The organism is Micromonospora sp. NPDC048040 (assembly GCF_055587185.1).
In genome coordinates this window covers 134,817-149,632 of the sequence record NZ_JBVJGT010000004.1, presented here as the reverse complement: position 1 = coordinate 149,632, position 14,816 = coordinate 134,817, and the positions used below count along the sequence as shown (strand labels likewise).

The 14,816-nt window shown below is 75.1% G+C and carries 15 protein-coding genes; 9 read left to right on the top strand and 6 right to left on the bottom strand.

Features of this window, described 5'->3' with window-relative positions:
• Nucleotides 1-86 precede the first annotated feature (86 nt).
• The 5 genes from ACZ6O2_RS07290 to ACZ6O2_RS07270 all read left to right on the top strand — a co-directional run bounded on the left by ACZ6O2_RS07290 (nt 87) and on the right by ACZ6O2_RS07270 (nt 3,440).
• Nucleotides 87-479 (top strand): MerR family transcriptional regulator, encoded by a 393-nt coding sequence (locus ACZ6O2_RS07290; protein ID WP_350701749.1) that lies wholly within the window; start codon nt 87-89, stop codon nt 477-479.
• Nucleotides 449-796: a thioredoxin gene (gene trxA, locus ACZ6O2_RS07285; protein ID WP_466022301.1), complete on the top strand. Its 348-nt coding sequence runs from the start codon at nt 449-451 to the stop codon at nt 794-796. Before ACZ6O2_RS07290 ends, trxA begins: the two co-directional genes overlap by 31 nt.
• A gap of 160 nt (nt 797-956) precedes the next feature.
• The gene (locus tag ACZ6O2_RS07280; protein WP_350701753.1) at nt 957-1,637 is read left to right on the top strand and encodes an FKBP-type peptidyl-prolyl cis-trans isomerase; all 681 of its coding nucleotides are present in this window, start codon (nt 957-959) and stop codon (nt 1,635-1,637) included.
• A gap of 193 nt (nt 1,638-1,830) precedes the next feature.
• Nucleotides 1,831-2,655 carry an SCO6745 family protein gene (locus ACZ6O2_RS07275; RefSeq protein WP_466022382.1) on the top strand — a complete coding sequence of 275 codons (825 nt, stop codon included), beginning with the start codon at nt 1,831-1,833 and terminating at the stop codon, nt 2,653-2,655.
• A gap of 113 nt (nt 2,656-2,768) precedes the next feature.
• Nucleotides 2,769-3,440: an HAD family hydrolase gene (locus ACZ6O2_RS07270; RefSeq protein ID WP_350701755.1), complete on the top strand. Its 672-nt coding sequence runs from the start codon at nt 2,769-2,771 to the stop codon at nt 3,438-3,440.
• A gap of 4 nt (nt 3,441-3,444) precedes the next feature.
• Here the strand turns inward: ACZ6O2_RS07270 and ACZ6O2_RS07265 are convergent, their stop codons facing one another.
• Nucleotides 3,445-3,969, bottom strand: coding sequence for an SAM-dependent methyltransferase (locus tag ACZ6O2_RS07265; protein WP_350701757.1), 525 nt, complete (start codon nt 3,967-3,969; stop codon nt 3,445-3,447).
• Nucleotides 3,970-4,229: 260 nt separating this feature from the next.
• On the opposite strand from ACZ6O2_RS07265, the gene ACZ6O2_RS07260 reads away from it, so the two are divergent.
• Nucleotides 4,230-5,246: an NADPH:quinone reductase gene (locus tag ACZ6O2_RS07260; protein ID WP_350701758.1), complete on the top strand. Its 1,017-nt coding sequence runs from the start codon at nt 4,230-4,232 to the stop codon at nt 5,244-5,246.
• A 270-nt stretch (nt 5,247-5,516) separates the two neighbouring features.
• Here the strand turns inward: ACZ6O2_RS07260 and ACZ6O2_RS07255 are convergent, their stop codons facing one another.
• Complete coding sequence (locus ACZ6O2_RS07255; protein ID WP_466022300.1) at nt 5,517-7,166, bottom strand: fatty acid--CoA ligase; 1,650 nt, start codon at nt 7,164-7,166, stop codon at nt 5,517-5,519.
• An 83-nt stretch (nt 7,167-7,249) separates the two neighbouring features.
• On the opposite strand from ACZ6O2_RS07255, the gene ACZ6O2_RS07250 reads away from it, so the two are divergent.
• The gene (locus ACZ6O2_RS07250) at nt 7,250-7,741 is read left to right on the top strand and encodes an NUDIX domain-containing protein (protein WP_350701761.1); all 492 of its coding nucleotides are present in this window, start codon (nt 7,250-7,252) and stop codon (nt 7,739-7,741) included.
• 54 nt (nt 7,742-7,795) lie between these two features.
• Here the strand turns inward: ACZ6O2_RS07250 and ACZ6O2_RS07245 are convergent, their stop codons facing one another.
• Together ACZ6O2_RS07245 and ACZ6O2_RS07240 are read right to left on the bottom strand one after the other, a co-directional pair.
• Nucleotides 7,796-9,463, bottom strand: a complete 1,668-nt coding sequence (locus ACZ6O2_RS07245; protein ID WP_466022299.1) for an MDR family MFS transporter — start codon at nt 9,461-9,463, stop codon at nt 7,796-7,798.
• Between the two features lie 118 nt (nt 9,464-9,581).
• Nucleotides 9,582-10,142 (bottom strand): type 1 glutamine amidotransferase domain-containing protein, encoded by a 561-nt coding sequence (locus ACZ6O2_RS07240; protein WP_466022298.1) that lies wholly within the window; start codon nt 10,140-10,142, stop codon nt 9,582-9,584.
• Between the two features lie 117 nt (nt 10,143-10,259).
• Between ACZ6O2_RS07240 and rfaE2 the strand changes: the two genes are divergently transcribed.
• Complete coding sequence (gene rfaE2 / locus ACZ6O2_RS07235) at nt 10,260-12,224, top strand: D-glycero-beta-D-manno-heptose 1-phosphate adenylyltransferase (RefSeq protein ID WP_466022297.1); 1,965 nt, start codon at nt 10,260-10,262, stop codon at nt 12,222-12,224.
• On the top strand, nt 12,221-13,099 hold the full coding sequence (locus tag ACZ6O2_RS07230) for a glycosyltransferase family 2 protein (protein ID WP_466022296.1): 879 nt from the start codon (nt 12,221-12,223) through the stop codon (nt 13,097-13,099). The genes rfaE2 and ACZ6O2_RS07230 overlap by 4 nt, the downstream gene beginning before the upstream one ends.
• A gap of 50 nt (nt 13,100-13,149) precedes the next feature.
• On the opposite strand, the gene ACZ6O2_RS07225 is transcribed toward ACZ6O2_RS07230, so the two are convergent.
• Together ACZ6O2_RS07225 and ACZ6O2_RS07220 are read right to left on the bottom strand one after the other, a co-directional pair.
• Nucleotides 13,150-14,271, bottom strand: coding sequence for a glycosyltransferase family 9 protein (locus ACZ6O2_RS07225; protein ID WP_466022295.1), 1,122 nt, complete (start codon nt 14,269-14,271; stop codon nt 13,150-13,152).
• Between the two features lie 9 nt (nt 14,272-14,280).
• On the bottom strand, nt 14,281-14,814 hold the full coding sequence (locus tag ACZ6O2_RS07220; protein ID WP_466022294.1) for an Hsp20/alpha crystallin family protein: 534 nt from the start codon (nt 14,812-14,814) through the stop codon (nt 14,281-14,283).
• Nucleotides 14,815-14,816 lie beyond the last annotated feature (2 nt).

The window sequence follows — 14,816 nt, the reverse complement described above, 5'->3', positions numbered from 1 at the left end:
GGCGACGCCTGCCCGGCGCACCGCGCGGGTTGCCTTGACGCCGGTGGCAAGGTCTAGCGTCGGTCGCGTCGGACGAGGGAGGTCGGATGCTGATCGGTGAGCTGGCGGAACGCGCCGGCACGAGCACCCGGGCCCTGCGCTACTACGAGACGCACGGCCTGGTCCGGGCGGCCCGCTCGGCCAACGGCTACCGGGTCTACGACGAGGCGGAGCTGCACGTCGTACGCGAGATCCGGGCCCTGCTCGCGGTGGGCTTCGGGCTCGACGACATCCGCCCGTTCGTCGCCTGCCTCCGAGCCGGCAACGCCTCCGGCCACGTCTGCCCGGACTCCGTCGCCGTGCTGCGGCGGAAGCTGGCCGAGGTGGACGCCGGCATCGACCGACTGCACGCGGTCCGGCAGGAGCTGCGGGACCAGCTCGCCCACGCCATCGCCCACCGGGAGGAAACATGCTCCAGACTGCGCCGCACGGCTCGCTGACCGCCGTCACCGACGACACCTTCGCCGCCGTGGTGCTCGCCGCCGACCGGCCGGTGGTGGTCGACTTCTGGGCGGACTGGTGCCCGCCGTGCCGGGCGATCTCCCGCAGCCTCGCCGAGCTGGCCGGGGAGTTCGCCGGGCAGCTGGTCTTCGCCACTACCGACACCGACGCCAACCCGGACACCACGCGCACGTACGGCGTGCTGTCCCTGCCCACCCTCCTGGTCTTCCACCGGGGCGAGGTGGTCGGCTCGATCGTCGGGGCGCGGCCGAAGCACCACCTGCGGCAGTCCCTGGCCCGGCACCTGGCCGGCTGAGCCCGTGGGCGGCGGCCCGCCGGCCGCCGCCCTGCCCCGGGCGTTCCTGCCGGTGCTGGTGGGGCGGGGGTGGCCCGCGTGGTGGAAGCGGGACGGCCGAGGCGGCACGGTAGGCGTCGGGGCGGGTACCGTGTGCGTCGGCTTTCCCCCCGGCACTCCGATGCCGGCCACACCTTCGCAGCAGGGAGTCGACGCCGTGAGCGAGCGTACGCAGAACCGAGCCCAGAAGTCGGAGCGGCGGCTGGCCGCCCAGTTGGCGGCGCAGAAGGCGGCCGAGGCGAAGCGTCGCCGGCAGGCGTGGGCCGGCGGGCTCGCCGGCGTCGCCGTGGTCGCGGTGCTGATCACCGTCTTCGTGACGATCGGGCAGAACGACGACGACTCGAAGGAGCAGGCAGCGGGCACCCCGTCGGCGTCCGCCACCGCCCCGGCGGCCGACGCGCCCCCCGCCCCGCAGCTCCCGGCGGGTGCGGACCCGGCCCTGGGCACCAAGCCGACGGTCGCCGCCGGCAAGGGCGAGCTGAAGAAGCTCACCGTGACCCCGCTGATCAAGGGCACCGGCCCGGCGGTGCAGAAGGGCCAGACGATCACCACGAACTACGTGGGCGTGTTCTACAAGGACGGCAAGGAGTTCGACTCGTCGTGGAACGCCGGCCAGCCGGCCTCCTTCGCGATCGGCGTCGGCCAGGTCATCCCCGGCTGGGACCAGGGCCTGGTCGGGGTGACCGTCGGCAGCCGCGTGCAGCTCGACATCCCGGCCGAGCTGGCGTACGGCAACGACGCCTCCAGCGGGCGGCCGACCGGCCCGCTGCGCTTCGTCGTGGACGTGCTCGCGGCCCAGTGACCCGGTGGCCGGCCCGGTTCGCCCGGGTTGTCGCCCCGGTGTGATGCAGTAGCCCACAGAGGGCTTCCGGCCCTTCAGCCAGCGGCAGTAGGTTCAGCGTCACCCCGGGCGCCCGCCGTCCGGGGTGACCACCGGACCCGACGCGGAGGTGCACGTGACGGCGCTGGACGACGCGGGGCGGACCGCCCGGGTGATGTGGACGCACTTCGAGCCGGTCCACGCGGTCACCTACTTCCATCCCCGTGCCCGGGCCGCCTTCGAGGCGGTCGGGCTGCGCGGCTTCTGGCGCGGCTACTTCGCCGGCCGGGCGGCGCCGCTCGGGCCCGTCGACGCCGCGCCGGTGGTCGGGTCGTTCTTCAACTTCGCCCCGCACACCGTGGCGCGGGCGCTGCCGGCAGTCTGGCGACTCGCCACCCCGCCGGAGGCGCTGCGCGCCCGGCTCACCGGCGCGGTGCAGGCGCTGGCCGAGCTGACCTACGAGCTGCCCGAGTCGCACCTGGTCGAGGCGGCCGAGCTGCTGGAGGCGGCCGCCGCCGAGGTGGAGCCCGCCGGCCGGGTGCTCGGCGCGGCCAACGCCGCCCTGCCGCGCGGCGAATACCCGCTGGCCCGGCTGTGGCAGGCCGCCACGACGCTGCGGGAGCACCGGGGCGACGGGCACGTCGGGGCGCTGGTCGCGGCCGACCTCGACCCGGTGGAGACGCTGGCCTGGCGGGTCGCGGTCGGCCTGTCCCCGCAGTACCTGGCCGGGCGGGGCTGGGCCGAGGAGCAGTGGACCGCCGCCCGTGCCCGGCTGGCCGAGCGCGGCTGGCTCACCGCCGAGGGCGAGGCGACCACGCAGGGCCGCGCCCGGTTCCAGGCGATCGAGGACGCCACCGACGCCGCCGCCGCGCGACCGTGGCGGGCGCTGGGCCCCGAGCGCGCCGACCGGCTCCTGGACCTGCTCGAACCGATCGCCCGCGCCGCCCACTTCGTCATCCCGGAGGAGAACCCGATCGGCCTGCCCACCCCGCAGAGCTGACCGCCGCCCGTCCGGGACGGCACGGGTCATCGCCCGCCCGGGAACGGCACGGGTCATCGCCCGGCGAGTCGGCCCGGTCGTCGCCCGTCCGGGACGGCGCGGGTCGGCGCCCGATGGGGCAGGATGGGGCCGTGGCGGATGCGGTGATCTTCGACCTGGACGGCGTGATCGTGGATTCGGAGCCGGTCTGGGAGGAGGTGCGACGGGCGTACGTGGCGGCGCACGGCGGGACCTGGCAGGCCGACACGCAGCGCCGGCTGATGGGCATGAGCACCGGCGAGTGGGCCCGGTACCTCAGCGGGGAGCTGGGCGTCGACCGGAGCGCCGAGCAGGTCGCCACCGAGGTGGTCGAGGAGATGATCCGGCGGTACGCGGCGCACGTACCGCTGATCGACGGGGCCGACGAGGTCGTGCGTCGGCTGGCCGGGCGGTGGCCGCTGGGGCTCGCCAGTTCCTCGCCGACCCGGCTGATCGCGGCGGCGCTGGCCGCGACGGGCCTGACCGACGCGTTCGGCGCGACGCTGTCGACCGAGGAGACCGAGCGGGGCAAGCCGGCGCCGGACGTCTACCTGGCGGTCGCCGGACGGCTGGGCGTCGACCCGGCCCGCTGCGTCGCCGTGGAGGACTCGTCCAACGGCGTCCGGTCGGCCGCCGCCGCCGGGATGACGGTGGTGGCGGTGCCGCACGGGTCGTACCCGCTGGACCCGGACGCCGAGCGGCTCGCGGCGGTGGTGCTGGGCGCGGTGGACGAGCTGACCCCCGCCACGGTGGACCGGCTCGGGTAGCGGCTCAGGCCGGACGGACGACCACGTCCAGCAGCGGCGTCGGCCGGTCGACCCGGGCGATCTCCGCGACGGTCCAGCCCGCGGCGCCCACCCGGTCGGTGAGCCGGTCGACGAGCGGGGCCAGCCGGGCGGGGTGCGGCGGCTCGTAGACCAGGTGCAGCACGCCGTCGGGGGCCAGCAGGCCGGCGAGGCGGCGGAACTCGGCCGTGGGCGGCCGGGTCCAGAACAGGTTGACGTTGACGGCGAGGATCCGGTCGTAGCGCTCCCCGGGGGAGTCCAGGGTGGACAGGTCGGCGTGCCGGAAGACGGCCCGACCGGCGGCGACCTGCGCGGCGTTGCGCTGGGTGGCGGCCCGCAGCGCGGTGGCGGACCGGTCGACCGCGACGACCCGGGCGACCTCCGGCACCGCGCAGATGAGCGCGACGGCCACGCCGTTGCCGCAGCCGATCTCCAGCACCCGGTGGCCGGCGCGCAGGTCGAGCCGGTCCACGGCCCAGCGCAGCCGCTCCGGCACCCGCCTGGTCGCCACCCGGTCAGCGTAGCCACGCCGGGCCCGTCAGACCCGCCCGACTCGGGCTCGACCTCGGCGCGCGTCGCCGAGCGGCCCCGCGACTCCCCGGCGCCGGCCGGTTCGGCGTCGGCCCCCACCCCGTCCCGCATGACCACTCCCTCCCGCCGGTCACCCGGTTGCACGGTTTCCGGCCCTGCCGGGATCGGCATGAGCGCGGGTCCGCCGGGTACGGCAGCCGACGGCGCCCCGCGCCGGGGCCGCCGGGTGAGGAGACGGGGATGAAGGCGATCGTGTACGAGCGCACCGGCGACGCCTCGGTGCTGCAACTGGTCGACCGGCCGGTGCCGGAGCCGGGTCCCGGCGAGGTCCTGGTGCGGGTGGCGGTCTCCGGGGTGAACCCGACGGACTGGAAGTCGCGCCGGCAGGGGCCGCTGCCGGACGGCTGGCAGACGCCGGGGCAGGACGGCGCGGGGGTGATCGAGTCGGTCGGCCAGGGTGTCGACCGGGAGTTGGCCGGCGAGCGGGTCTGGCTGTGGGAGGCCGCCTGGCAGCGCCCGTGGGGCACCGCGGCCGAGTACACGGTGGTGCCGGTCCGGCAGGCGGTGCCCCTCGGCGACGCCTCCTTCGACGTGGGGGCCTGCCTGGGCATCCCCTTCCTCACCGCGCACCGGTGCCTGACGGCCGGGGAGTACACGCCGGACAGGCTGCACGCCGGGTCGCTCAGCGACCACACGGTGCTCGTGCAGGGCGGGGCGGGGGCGGTGGGCAACGCGGCCATCCAGCTCGCGCGGTGGGCGGACGCCTGCGTGGTCGCCACGGTCAGCAGCCCCGAGAAGGCGCAGCTCGCGGCGGCGGCCGGCGCGTCCTTCGTGGTCAACTACCGGGAGCAGGACGTGGTCGAGGAGGTCCGCAAGATCGCACCCGACGGGGTGCACACGATCGTCGAGGTCTCCCCGGCGCGCAACGCCGCGACCGACGTGCAACTGCTCGGGCGCGGCGGCGCGGTGTGCGTCTACGCCGACGACGGCGGGGACGAGGTGACCCTGCCGATCCGGTCGTCGATGGTGCCGAACGCGCGCTGGCAGTTCGTGCTCGTCTACACGGAGCCGAAGGCGGCCAAGGCCCAGGCGGTGGTGGACGTGGCCGCCGCGGCGGCGCAGGGCGGCATCCGGGTGGGCGAGGACGCGGGCCTGCCGCTGCACCACCACTCGCTCTCGGCGACCGCCGCCGCGCACCGGGCGGTGGAGAACTCGGTGGTCGGGAAGGTGCTCATCAGCACCAGCGCCGCGGGGTGACGGCCCCGCCGGGAGACGGCTGAGCGCCCACCGGGAGACGGCTCAGCGCCCGCCAGCCGGCCGGGACCCGCCGCCCCAAACCCCTCTGATCCGGGCTGATTTCCCCGTCATCGGGACAGAGGCGAACAACTTTCGCAACAATGGTGGTGCGGGTCGCCCCGCAAAGGAACGGGCGGCCCCGGCGCGGTGCGAACGCCGGGGCCGCCCCTGGGGAGGGATGTCTCAGGAGTGCGTCCCTTACCCCAACAGGCGACGGTGCGCCTGAAAACGTTACGGGGCCGCCAGCTCCCGGACACTCAGCTCGCCCTCGGCGTACCTCGAGCGCACCACCTTCTTGTCGAACTTGCCGACGCTGGTCTTCGGCACCGCGTCGATGACCGCCCAGCGCTCCGGCAACTGCCAGCGGGCCACCGACCCGGCCAGGAACTCCCGCAGCTCCGCCGGGTCGGCCGACGCGCCCTCGCGAAGGACGACGGTGGCCAGGGGCCGCTCCCCCCAGCGCTCGTCGGGCACCCCGACCACGCAGGCCTCCAGCACGGCCGGGTGGGCCATCAGCGCGTTCTCCAGCTCGACCGAGGAGATCCACTCGCCGCCGGACTTGATCACGTCCTTGGACCGGTCGGTGAGGGTGATGTAGCCGTCCGGCGAGAGGGTGCCGACGTCGCCGGTGCGCAGCCAGCCGTCGCGGAACTTCTCCTCGTCCGGGGCGTCGTCGCCGAGGTAGCGGGCGGTCACCCAGGGCCCCCGGACCTCCAGCTCGCCCACGGACGTGCCGTCGGCGGGCATCGGCTCGCCCAGCGGGCCGACGATCCGGGCCTCGACCCCGGCCGGCACCCGGCCCTGGGTGTAGCGGTAGCGCCAGGCGTCGTCGCCGGTCGCCCCGGCCGGCGGGCGGGCCACCGAGCCGAGCGGCGACATCTCGGTCATCCCCCAGGCGTGCACGATGTCGATGCCGTGCCGCTCGCCGAACGCGTGCATCAGCGCCGGCGGGCAGGCCGACCCGCCGACGATCACCTCCTGCAGCGAGGAGGTGTCCACCTCGTGGCCGTCTAGGTGGGCCAGCAGGTCGTTCCAGATGGTCGGCACAGCCCCGGCCAGGGTGGGCCGCTCGGCGGCGATCATGTCGGCGATCGGCGCGGCCTGGAGGAACCGGTCCGGCATGATCACCGACGCGCCGGAGATGAACGCCGCGTAGGGCAGACCCCAGGCCATCGCGTGGAACATCGGCACGATGACCAGCTCGCGGGTGGTCGGGCCGAGGCCGAACGACTCCGGCATGCAGACCTGGAGGGAGTGCAGGTATATCGACCGGTGCGAGTAGGCGACGCCCTTGGGGTGTCCGGTGGTCCCGGAGGTGTAGCAGAGGGCGGCGGCGGCGCGCTCGTCCACCTCCGGCCAGTCGTAGACGTCGGGCCGATCGGCCAGCAGCGCGTCCCAGTGGTGTACGGCGATCCGGTCGCCGGCCGCCGCCACCAGCGGGGCCGGGTCCCCGCCGCCGACCACGACCACGTGCCGCACCGTGGTCATCTCGCCGATCACCCGGGCGAGCAGCGGGATGAGCGTCGAGTCGACCAGCACCACCCGGTCCTCGGCGTGGTTGGCGATGTAGGCGACCTGCTCCGGGAAGAGCCGGATGTTGAGGGTGTGCAGCACGGCGCCCATGCTCGGCACCGCGAAGTAGGCCACGAGGTGCTCGTTGTTGTTCCACATGAAGGTGGCGACCCGCTCGTCGCCGGTGACCCCGCACTCGTCGCGCAGCGCGTGGGCCAGCCGGGCGGCCGTCCGCCCGACCTCGGCGTACGACATGCGGCGCGGTTCGCCGCCGGTCCATGTGACGACCTCGGCCGTGCCGTGCACGGTCGAACCGTGGGTGAGGATCCGCGCGACCTGGAGGGGGGCGTCCATCATCGTGCTACGCATGGGTAACAAATTAGTGTCGCCGGTCACACCTTGGGAACCCTGGAAACCCCGTCCGCCCCCGGCCGGCCCCGTAAATTGTCCGGGTGAGCATCTCCTGGGCCGATTCGTACGTGGGCCAGTTGCGCGCCCTGGCCGGTGACCGGACGCTGATGTTCGTCGGGGCCCGCGCCGTGGTCCGCGACAACGCCGGGCGCGTCCTGCTGATCCAGCGCTCCGACAACCACCAGTGGGCCCTGCCGGCCGGGGCGATGGAACTGGGCGAGTCGATCGCCGACTGCGCCGTCCGCGAGGTGCGCGAGGAGACCGGCCTGCGCGCCCTGCGGGTCAGCGCCTTCGCCCTCTACACCGGCCCGGACCGCACCCACACCAACATGTACGGCCACACGTACCAGATCTTCACGACCGCGTTCCGTGTCGAGGAGTGGGACGGCAACCTGGCCCGGGTCACCGACGAGACCGTCGACGCCGGCTTCTTCCACCGGGAGCAGTTCCCGGCCCCACTCTCCACGAGCGTCCCCGAGACCCTCGCCGACCTCGACGTCTTCGAGCAGACCAACCGGCTGATCCTCAAGTGACCCGGGCCGGGGCGCACCCCGGACGCCGATCGCGCCCGGGGTGACCGCCGAGGGTCACAGCAACGTCTGGCTCTTCGCCTCCATCTCGGCGGCGGCCTCCTCCTTCGACTCCCGGGACAGCGGCTTGCCGCCCGGCGCCGGGGCCTCGCCGCCGAGGCCGTCCGTGCCGCCCGTGGCGCCGCCGGGGCCCGCCCCGCGCAGCTTCTCGTTCGGCAGCGCGAGGGTGACCAGCACCGCCACGATCGCGATCAGCCCGGTGGTCAGGAAGACCAGGTGCAGCGACTCGACGAACGACACCTGGACGGCCGCGCGGACGGGGGCGGGCAGGGCCAGGATGGTGGCCGGGTCGTTGACCGAGACGTCCGCTCCGCCGCTCGCCGCCACCGCGGCCTGCTGCTGCGGCGGCAACTGGGCGATCGCCCCCGGCAGCCGGCCGGCCAGCTCGGACGTGAGCCGCGACGACAGCACCGCACCGAGGATGGCGACGCCGAACGACCCGCCCAGTGACCGGAAGAACGTCGCCGACGAGGTGCCGGCGCCCAGGTCCCGCATCGAGACGGCGTTCTGCACGGCCAGGATCAGCGACTGCATGCAGAGCCCCAGCCCGACGCCGATCACCACCATGAAGCCGAAGGCCACCCAGAGCGAGGTGCCCACCTCCAGCCGGGTGAACAGCAGCATGCCGACCACCAGCACCGCCGCACCGGCCACGGGGAACCACTTGTACCGCCCGATCCGACTCATCGCCCGACCGGTCAGCACCGAGGTGATGATGATGCCGGCCATCATCGGCAGCATCAGCAGGCCGCTGCGGGTCGGCGAGGCGCCCTTGACGATCTGGAGGTAGAGCGGGATGAAGATGATCGACCCGAACATCACCAGGCCGAGCACGAAGCCGGCACTGTTGGCCAGGGCGAAGGTGGCGCTGCGGAACAGCCGCAGCGGCAGGATCGGCTCGGCCACCCGGGCCTCCTGGAGCACGAAGAGCACGCCGAGCACCGCGCCCGCGACGAAGAGCCCGATGATCACGCCGGAGCCCCAGGCGTACTCGTTGCCGCCCCAGCTCAGCGCGAGCAGCAGGCAGCTCACCCCGGCGACCAGCAGCGCCGCGCCGAGCCAGTCGATCGCGTGGTCGCGCCGGGTGAACGGGATCAGCCGCATCACCCGGGAGCAGACCACGATCGCCAGGATCGCCAGCGGCACGTTGACGTAGAAGATCCACCGCCAGTCGGTCTCGGCGAAGTAGCCGCCGACCAGCGGCCCGGCGACCGAGGAGAGACCGAAGACCGCCCCGAACAGCCCCTGGTAGCGACCGCGTTCCCGCGGCGTGACCACGTCCGAGATGATGGTGAACGCCAGCGTCATCAGGCCGCCGGCGCCGAGACCCTGGATCCCGCGGGTGACGATGAGCTGGGTCATGTCCTGCGACAGGCCGGCCAGCAGCGAGCCGAGCAGGAACGTGCCGATGGAGAAGAGGAACACCGGGCGGCGCCCGTACAGGTCGGCCATCTTGCCGTAGAGCGGCGTCGAGGCCGTGGAGGCGAGCAGGTACGCGGTGACCACCCACGAGTAGTGGTTGATCCCGCCCAGCTCGCCGACGATCGTCGGCAGGGCGGTGCCGACGATCGTCTGGTCGAGCGCGGCCAGCAGCATGCCGGTCATCAGGCCGAACATGAGCAGCCGGATCTGCCGCCTGTTGAGCACCGGGGCTTCCGTGGTCATCCCAGGTCCTTTCCCCGCCCACCCGAAACATGCGTGCCGGCTGGCCGCCGGTCGGGTCGACCGCGAGTCGGCCGGCGGTGCCGGCCGTCGGCCCGCCGACCGCACGGTCGACGAGGGGTCACCGGGACGGGTGCCGCCCCTCGGCGAACTCCTCGACGATCTTCGCGCAGAAAGCCGGCAGGTCGCCGGGCTTTCGGCTGCTGACCAGCCCGTCGTCCGTGACGACCTGCTCGTCGACCCAGATCGCGCCCGCGTTGGTCAGGTCGGTGCGCAGGCTCGGCCAGGAGGTCATCCGGCGGCCCCGCACCACGTCCGCCTCGATCAGCGTCCACGGGCCGTGGCAGATCACCCCGACCGGCTTGCCGGCGTCGAAGAACCCCCTGACGAAGCGCACCGCGGCCGGGTCGGTCCGCAGGAAGTCCGGGTTCGCCACCCCGCCGGGCAGCACCAGCGCGTCGTAGCCGCCCACGTCCGCGTCGGCCACGGTCACGTCCACGTCGTACGCGGTGGACTGGTCCAGGTGGTCGAAGGACCGGATCGTGCCGGGCCTGAGCGAGACCAGCACCGCCGTGGCGCCGGCCCGCTCCACCGCCTCGCGGGGCTGGACGTACTCGGCCTCCTCCACGCCGTCGGCGGCCAGGAACGCGATCCGCCTGCCCTGAAGTGTCGTCGCTGCCATGTCGGTGTCCTCTCCTCTCCGGGGTACCGTCCGTCCCTTCCCGGGGCCCGGTGCCCGAAACCCGCGCCGAGGGTGCGCCCAGGTTTGACGGGGGTGCCGAGGGGGACCCCGGGAGGCATGGCAGCAGCAGCGGAACAGCGCCGGCTCGCCACCGTGGTGGAGGGCTGGCTGGGGCGTCCCGTCCTGGTCATCGGCGACGCCATGCTCGACGACTGGCGGTTCGCCGAGTCCGACCGGCTCTGCCGGGAGGCGCCCGCCCCCGTCCTCACCCTGCGCCGGCGGATCTCGGCGGCCGGCGGGGCGGCGAACACCGCGGTGAACGTCGCGGCGCTCGGGGGCCGGGCGGTGCTGGTCGCACCGGTCGGCGCGGACGTCGCCGGGGACGAGTTGCACGACTGTCTGGACCGGGCCGGCGTCTGGGACCGTACGGTCAACCAGCCCGGCCGCCCGACGCCGGTGAAGCGGCGCATGCTGGCCGGCAACCAGATCCTGCTGCGCGAGGACTCCGGCGACCCGGACGACGCGCTCGACGACGACGGGGTGGCCCGGCTGCTCACGGCACTGGACTGCGCCACCGAGGAGCTGCGCGCCGCCGCCGGTGGCGAGGCGCCCACCCTGGTGGTCTGCGACTACGGCCTGGGCGCGCTGCCCGCTCCGGTGCGCGCCTGGCTGGTCGCCCAGCGGGAGCGGTACGCGACGGTCGCCCTGGACGCCCACGACCTGGCCGACTGGCGTGGCCTCGCCCCGACCGTGGTGACCCCGAGCTTCGCCGAGGCGACCCGGCTGCTCGCCCGGGCCGCCGGCACCCGGCCGGCCCACGCGACCGAGCTGCACCTGGACCACCCCGACGGCGATCCGGCCGACGGCCCCTCCGAACTCACGGTGGGCGCCGCGCCGGGCGGCCTCGGGCCGCTCCACGGCATCCGCCACCCCGACGTGACGGGCCTGACCGGGAACGCCGGCGGCCTGCCCGGGACCCACCCGGCCGGGAACGCCAGCGGCCTGCCCGGGACCGGCCCGGCCGGGAACGCCGGCGGCCTGCCCGGGACCGGCCCGGCCGGCGGCGGAACGGGACCGACCGGGCACGAGGCGGGCCCCGTCCGCGGCGGTGTCGGGCCGACCGGCGAGCCGACGCCCGGCGAGGGCCGGGTGGCGATGACCGGGGACGGGCTCACCGTGACCGGCACCGGCGTCACCGTCAACGCCACGGCGGGCGAGGGCGTCGACCGGGCGGTGCTGGCCGAGTCCCGCCTCGCCGAGCTGCGCGCGCACACCGGCGCCGACGTGGTGGCGGTGACCCTGGACACGGAGGGGGCGGTGGTCGGCGGGGCCGACGGCGAGCCCCGGCGCAGCCACAGCACCCCGGTGCCCGCCAGCCACGCGGTCGGCGCGGGGGACGCGTACCTGGCGGCGATGACGCTGGCGCTGGCCGCCGACGCGCCGCTGCCGACCGCCGCCCAACTGGCCCAGCTCGCCGCGACGATCACCGTCTCCGACACCGGCACCTGCGTGTGCCGCCGGGAGGACCTGCTCGCGGCCCTGGACGTGCCGGTCGACGGGGCGGGCCACCGGTCGCTGGTCGGGGCCGACGAACTGGCCGCGCTCGTCGCGGAGCACCGCCGGGCGGGCCGCTCGATCGTCTTCACCAACGGCTGCTTCGACGTGCTGCACCGCGGCCACGTGCGCTACCTGGAACAGGCCCGGGCGCTCGGCGACCTGCTGGTGGTGGCGGTCAACTCCGACGGCAGCGTACGCCGGCTCAAGGGCCCGGACCGGCCGGTGAACCCGGTCGAGGACCGGATCGCGCTGTTGGCCGCGCTGGCCTGCGTCGACCACGTGGTGGTCTTCGAGGAGGACTCCCCGGCAGGTCTCATCGAGACCGTCCGCCCCGACGTGTACGTCAAGGGCGGCGACTACCCGCCGGAGATGGTGCCGGAGGGCCCGCTGGTCCGCCGGCTCGGCGGGCAGGTCCGCACCCTCGGGTACGTGCCGGACCGGTCCACCTCGGCGATCATCGACCGGATCCGGTCGCACGGCCAGGAACCCCAGGGGGACTCCTCCCTGACGAGCAAGCCGTCGTGAGCCGCCCGCTCGACCTCGGCACGGCCGAGCGGTTCCGCGCCGAGCGGCTGCTCGACGTGCTGATCCCGACCCGCAACCGCCCGGCCGAGCTGGCGGTCACGCTCTCCGGGCTGGCCGCCCAGGAGGGCGTGCCCGGCTTCGGGGTGGTGGTCAGCGACCAGTCCGACGGCGACGCCGCGTACCGGCACCCGGCGTCGGCCACCATGGTCCGGGCGCTGCGCCACCGGGGACACCCGGTGCTGCTGACCCGCCGGCTGCCCCGGCGCGGGCTGGCCGAGCACCGGGCCTACCTGCTCGCCGCCTCCGCCGCCCGGTACGTGCTCTGCCTCGACGACGACGTCTGGCTGGAACCGGGCACCCTGGGCCGGCTGGTCACCGCCATCGAGGAGCTGGGCTGCGGCTTCGTCGGCAACGCCGTGCACGGGCTGTCGTACGCCGACGACGTCCGGCCGGACACGCACCGGCGCTACGAGGAGTGGACCGGGCGGCCCACGCCGGAACGGATCCGCCCGGGCACCCCCGAGTGGGACCGGGCGTCGATCCACTCGGCGGCGAACCTGCTGCACGTCACGCGGAAGCTCGACCTGCCGCCGGGGGCCTGGCGGGCGTACAAGGTGTCCTGGATCGGCGGCTGCGTGCTCTACGACCGGGCCAAGCTCCTCGATTCCGGCGGGTTCGACTTCTGGCGGCGGGTGCAGGAGAAGCACCAGGGCGAGGACGTCGCCGCCCAGCTCGCCGTGTTGGCGCGCCACGGCGGCGCCGGCGTCCTGCCCAGCGGCGCGTACCACCTGGAGTCGCCGACCACCGTCACCGACCGGGACGTGGAGGCGTGGGAGGTCGTGCTCGCCGAGGAGGACGCGGCCCAGCCGGCCTGAACCCGCGACCCGCGGCCGTGCTCAGGGCGCGCCGGCTCGGGGCACCGTGCTCAGGGCGCGCCGGGCTCGGGGTGCAGCAGCTCGCGGGCCGCCTCCACCACCTCCACCACCGGCACGTCGGTGACGAACGAATCCCGGTGCGGGCACTCGCCGTCGCCGGGGCGGTGCGGGTAGATGCCGGGGGTGCAGTCCACCCCGCAGACCGGGCAGAGCACCGTCCACGAGGCGATGGGCCGGTGCCGGCCGCGCAGCAGGTTCGCCACGTTGATCAGGTTGCCCACCCAGTAGACGCCGACGGTCGCGGTGCCCACGGCGGCGGCGAGGTGCAGCGGCCCGGTGTCGTTGGAGATCACCAGTTCACAGCCGGCGTAGCAGCCGGCCAGCCCGCCGAGGCTGAGCGTGCCCACCTGCGGGCGGACCGGCACCCCGGCCGCCGCGACCACCCGGTCGACCACCTCCCGCTCCGCTGGGGTGCCGGTGACCAGCACCTCGTACCCGTCGCCGACCAGGTCGCGGGCGACCCCGGCGAAGCGTTCGGCGGGCCAGCGGCGGCGGGTGTCCGTGGCGCCGGGGTGCAGCGCGACCCTGGGCCGCTGCGGCGGGCCGAGCACCTCGGCCGCTTCGGCCCGATCGGCGTCGGTGACGGTCAGCGTCGGGACGACCGTGGTGGCCGGCGCACCCACCAGCGCGGCCACCTCCAGGTAGCGGACCACCTCGTGCTGGTAGTAGACGTACCGGATCCAGCGGTCCAGCGGCGGCGCGTCCTCGGCGCGCAGCCCGGCGGTGACCCGGGCGCCGAGCGCGCCGACGAACGGGTTGGAGTTGGCGCCCCCGCCGTGCACCTGGAGCGCCAGGTCGAAGCGCTCCTTGCGCGCCGTGGCGAGGAAGTCGTCCGTCGACGACTCCGGCTCGTCCGGCTCGGGGTGACGGATCCCGGGCGCGGGCGGCACCACCAGGACCCGGTCCACCGGGCCGGGCCGGTCGCGCCAGAGCTTCGCGTGCCACGGCGCGCCGAGCAGCACGATCTCCGCCTCCGGGTACGCGGCGCGCAGCGCGTCCAGCGCCGGCAGGACGAAGATGAAGTCGCCGAGCGCGTTGGCGCGCAGCACGGCGATCCGCTCGACGTCGGGCACGCGCCCGGCGACCGGGCCGAGCACCTCCGGGGTGACCACGGTCCCCCGCTACGGCCGGTCGGTCTCGCCGACGGCGATGTCCGGGTGGTGCATCTCCCGGTCGGCGGCCGGGTCGACGACGGTCCGCGTGCCCACGGGTGCACCGGGGCGGCCGACGGCGATGGTGCGGGGTACGGGGCGGGCGGCCCGGGGCAGCCGGACCCGGAGCAGGCCGTGGTCCATCACCGCGTCGATGGCGTCCGGGTCCACGCGGGCGGGCAGGTCGACCCGGTACTCGAAGCCCCGCGTCTCGAAGCCGCCGGGGATGCCCTGGTCGGCGTTGACCTCGGCCTCGGAGCGGGCCCGGACGCACAGCTCGCGATCGTCCAGCTCGACCGCCACCTCCTCCGGCGCCACCCCGGGCAACCGCACCACGACCTCCCAGCCGTCGGCGGTCTCGGCCAGCTCGACGTCCGGCGGCCCGGCCCGCCCGCCGACCAGCCGGCGCAGCTCGGAGCGCAGGGACTGCAACTCGCCCATCGGGTCCCAGCCCTGCTGCCGCCCGCGCCAGCCCCGGCCGGACCCGCCGCCCTGCTCACTCATGC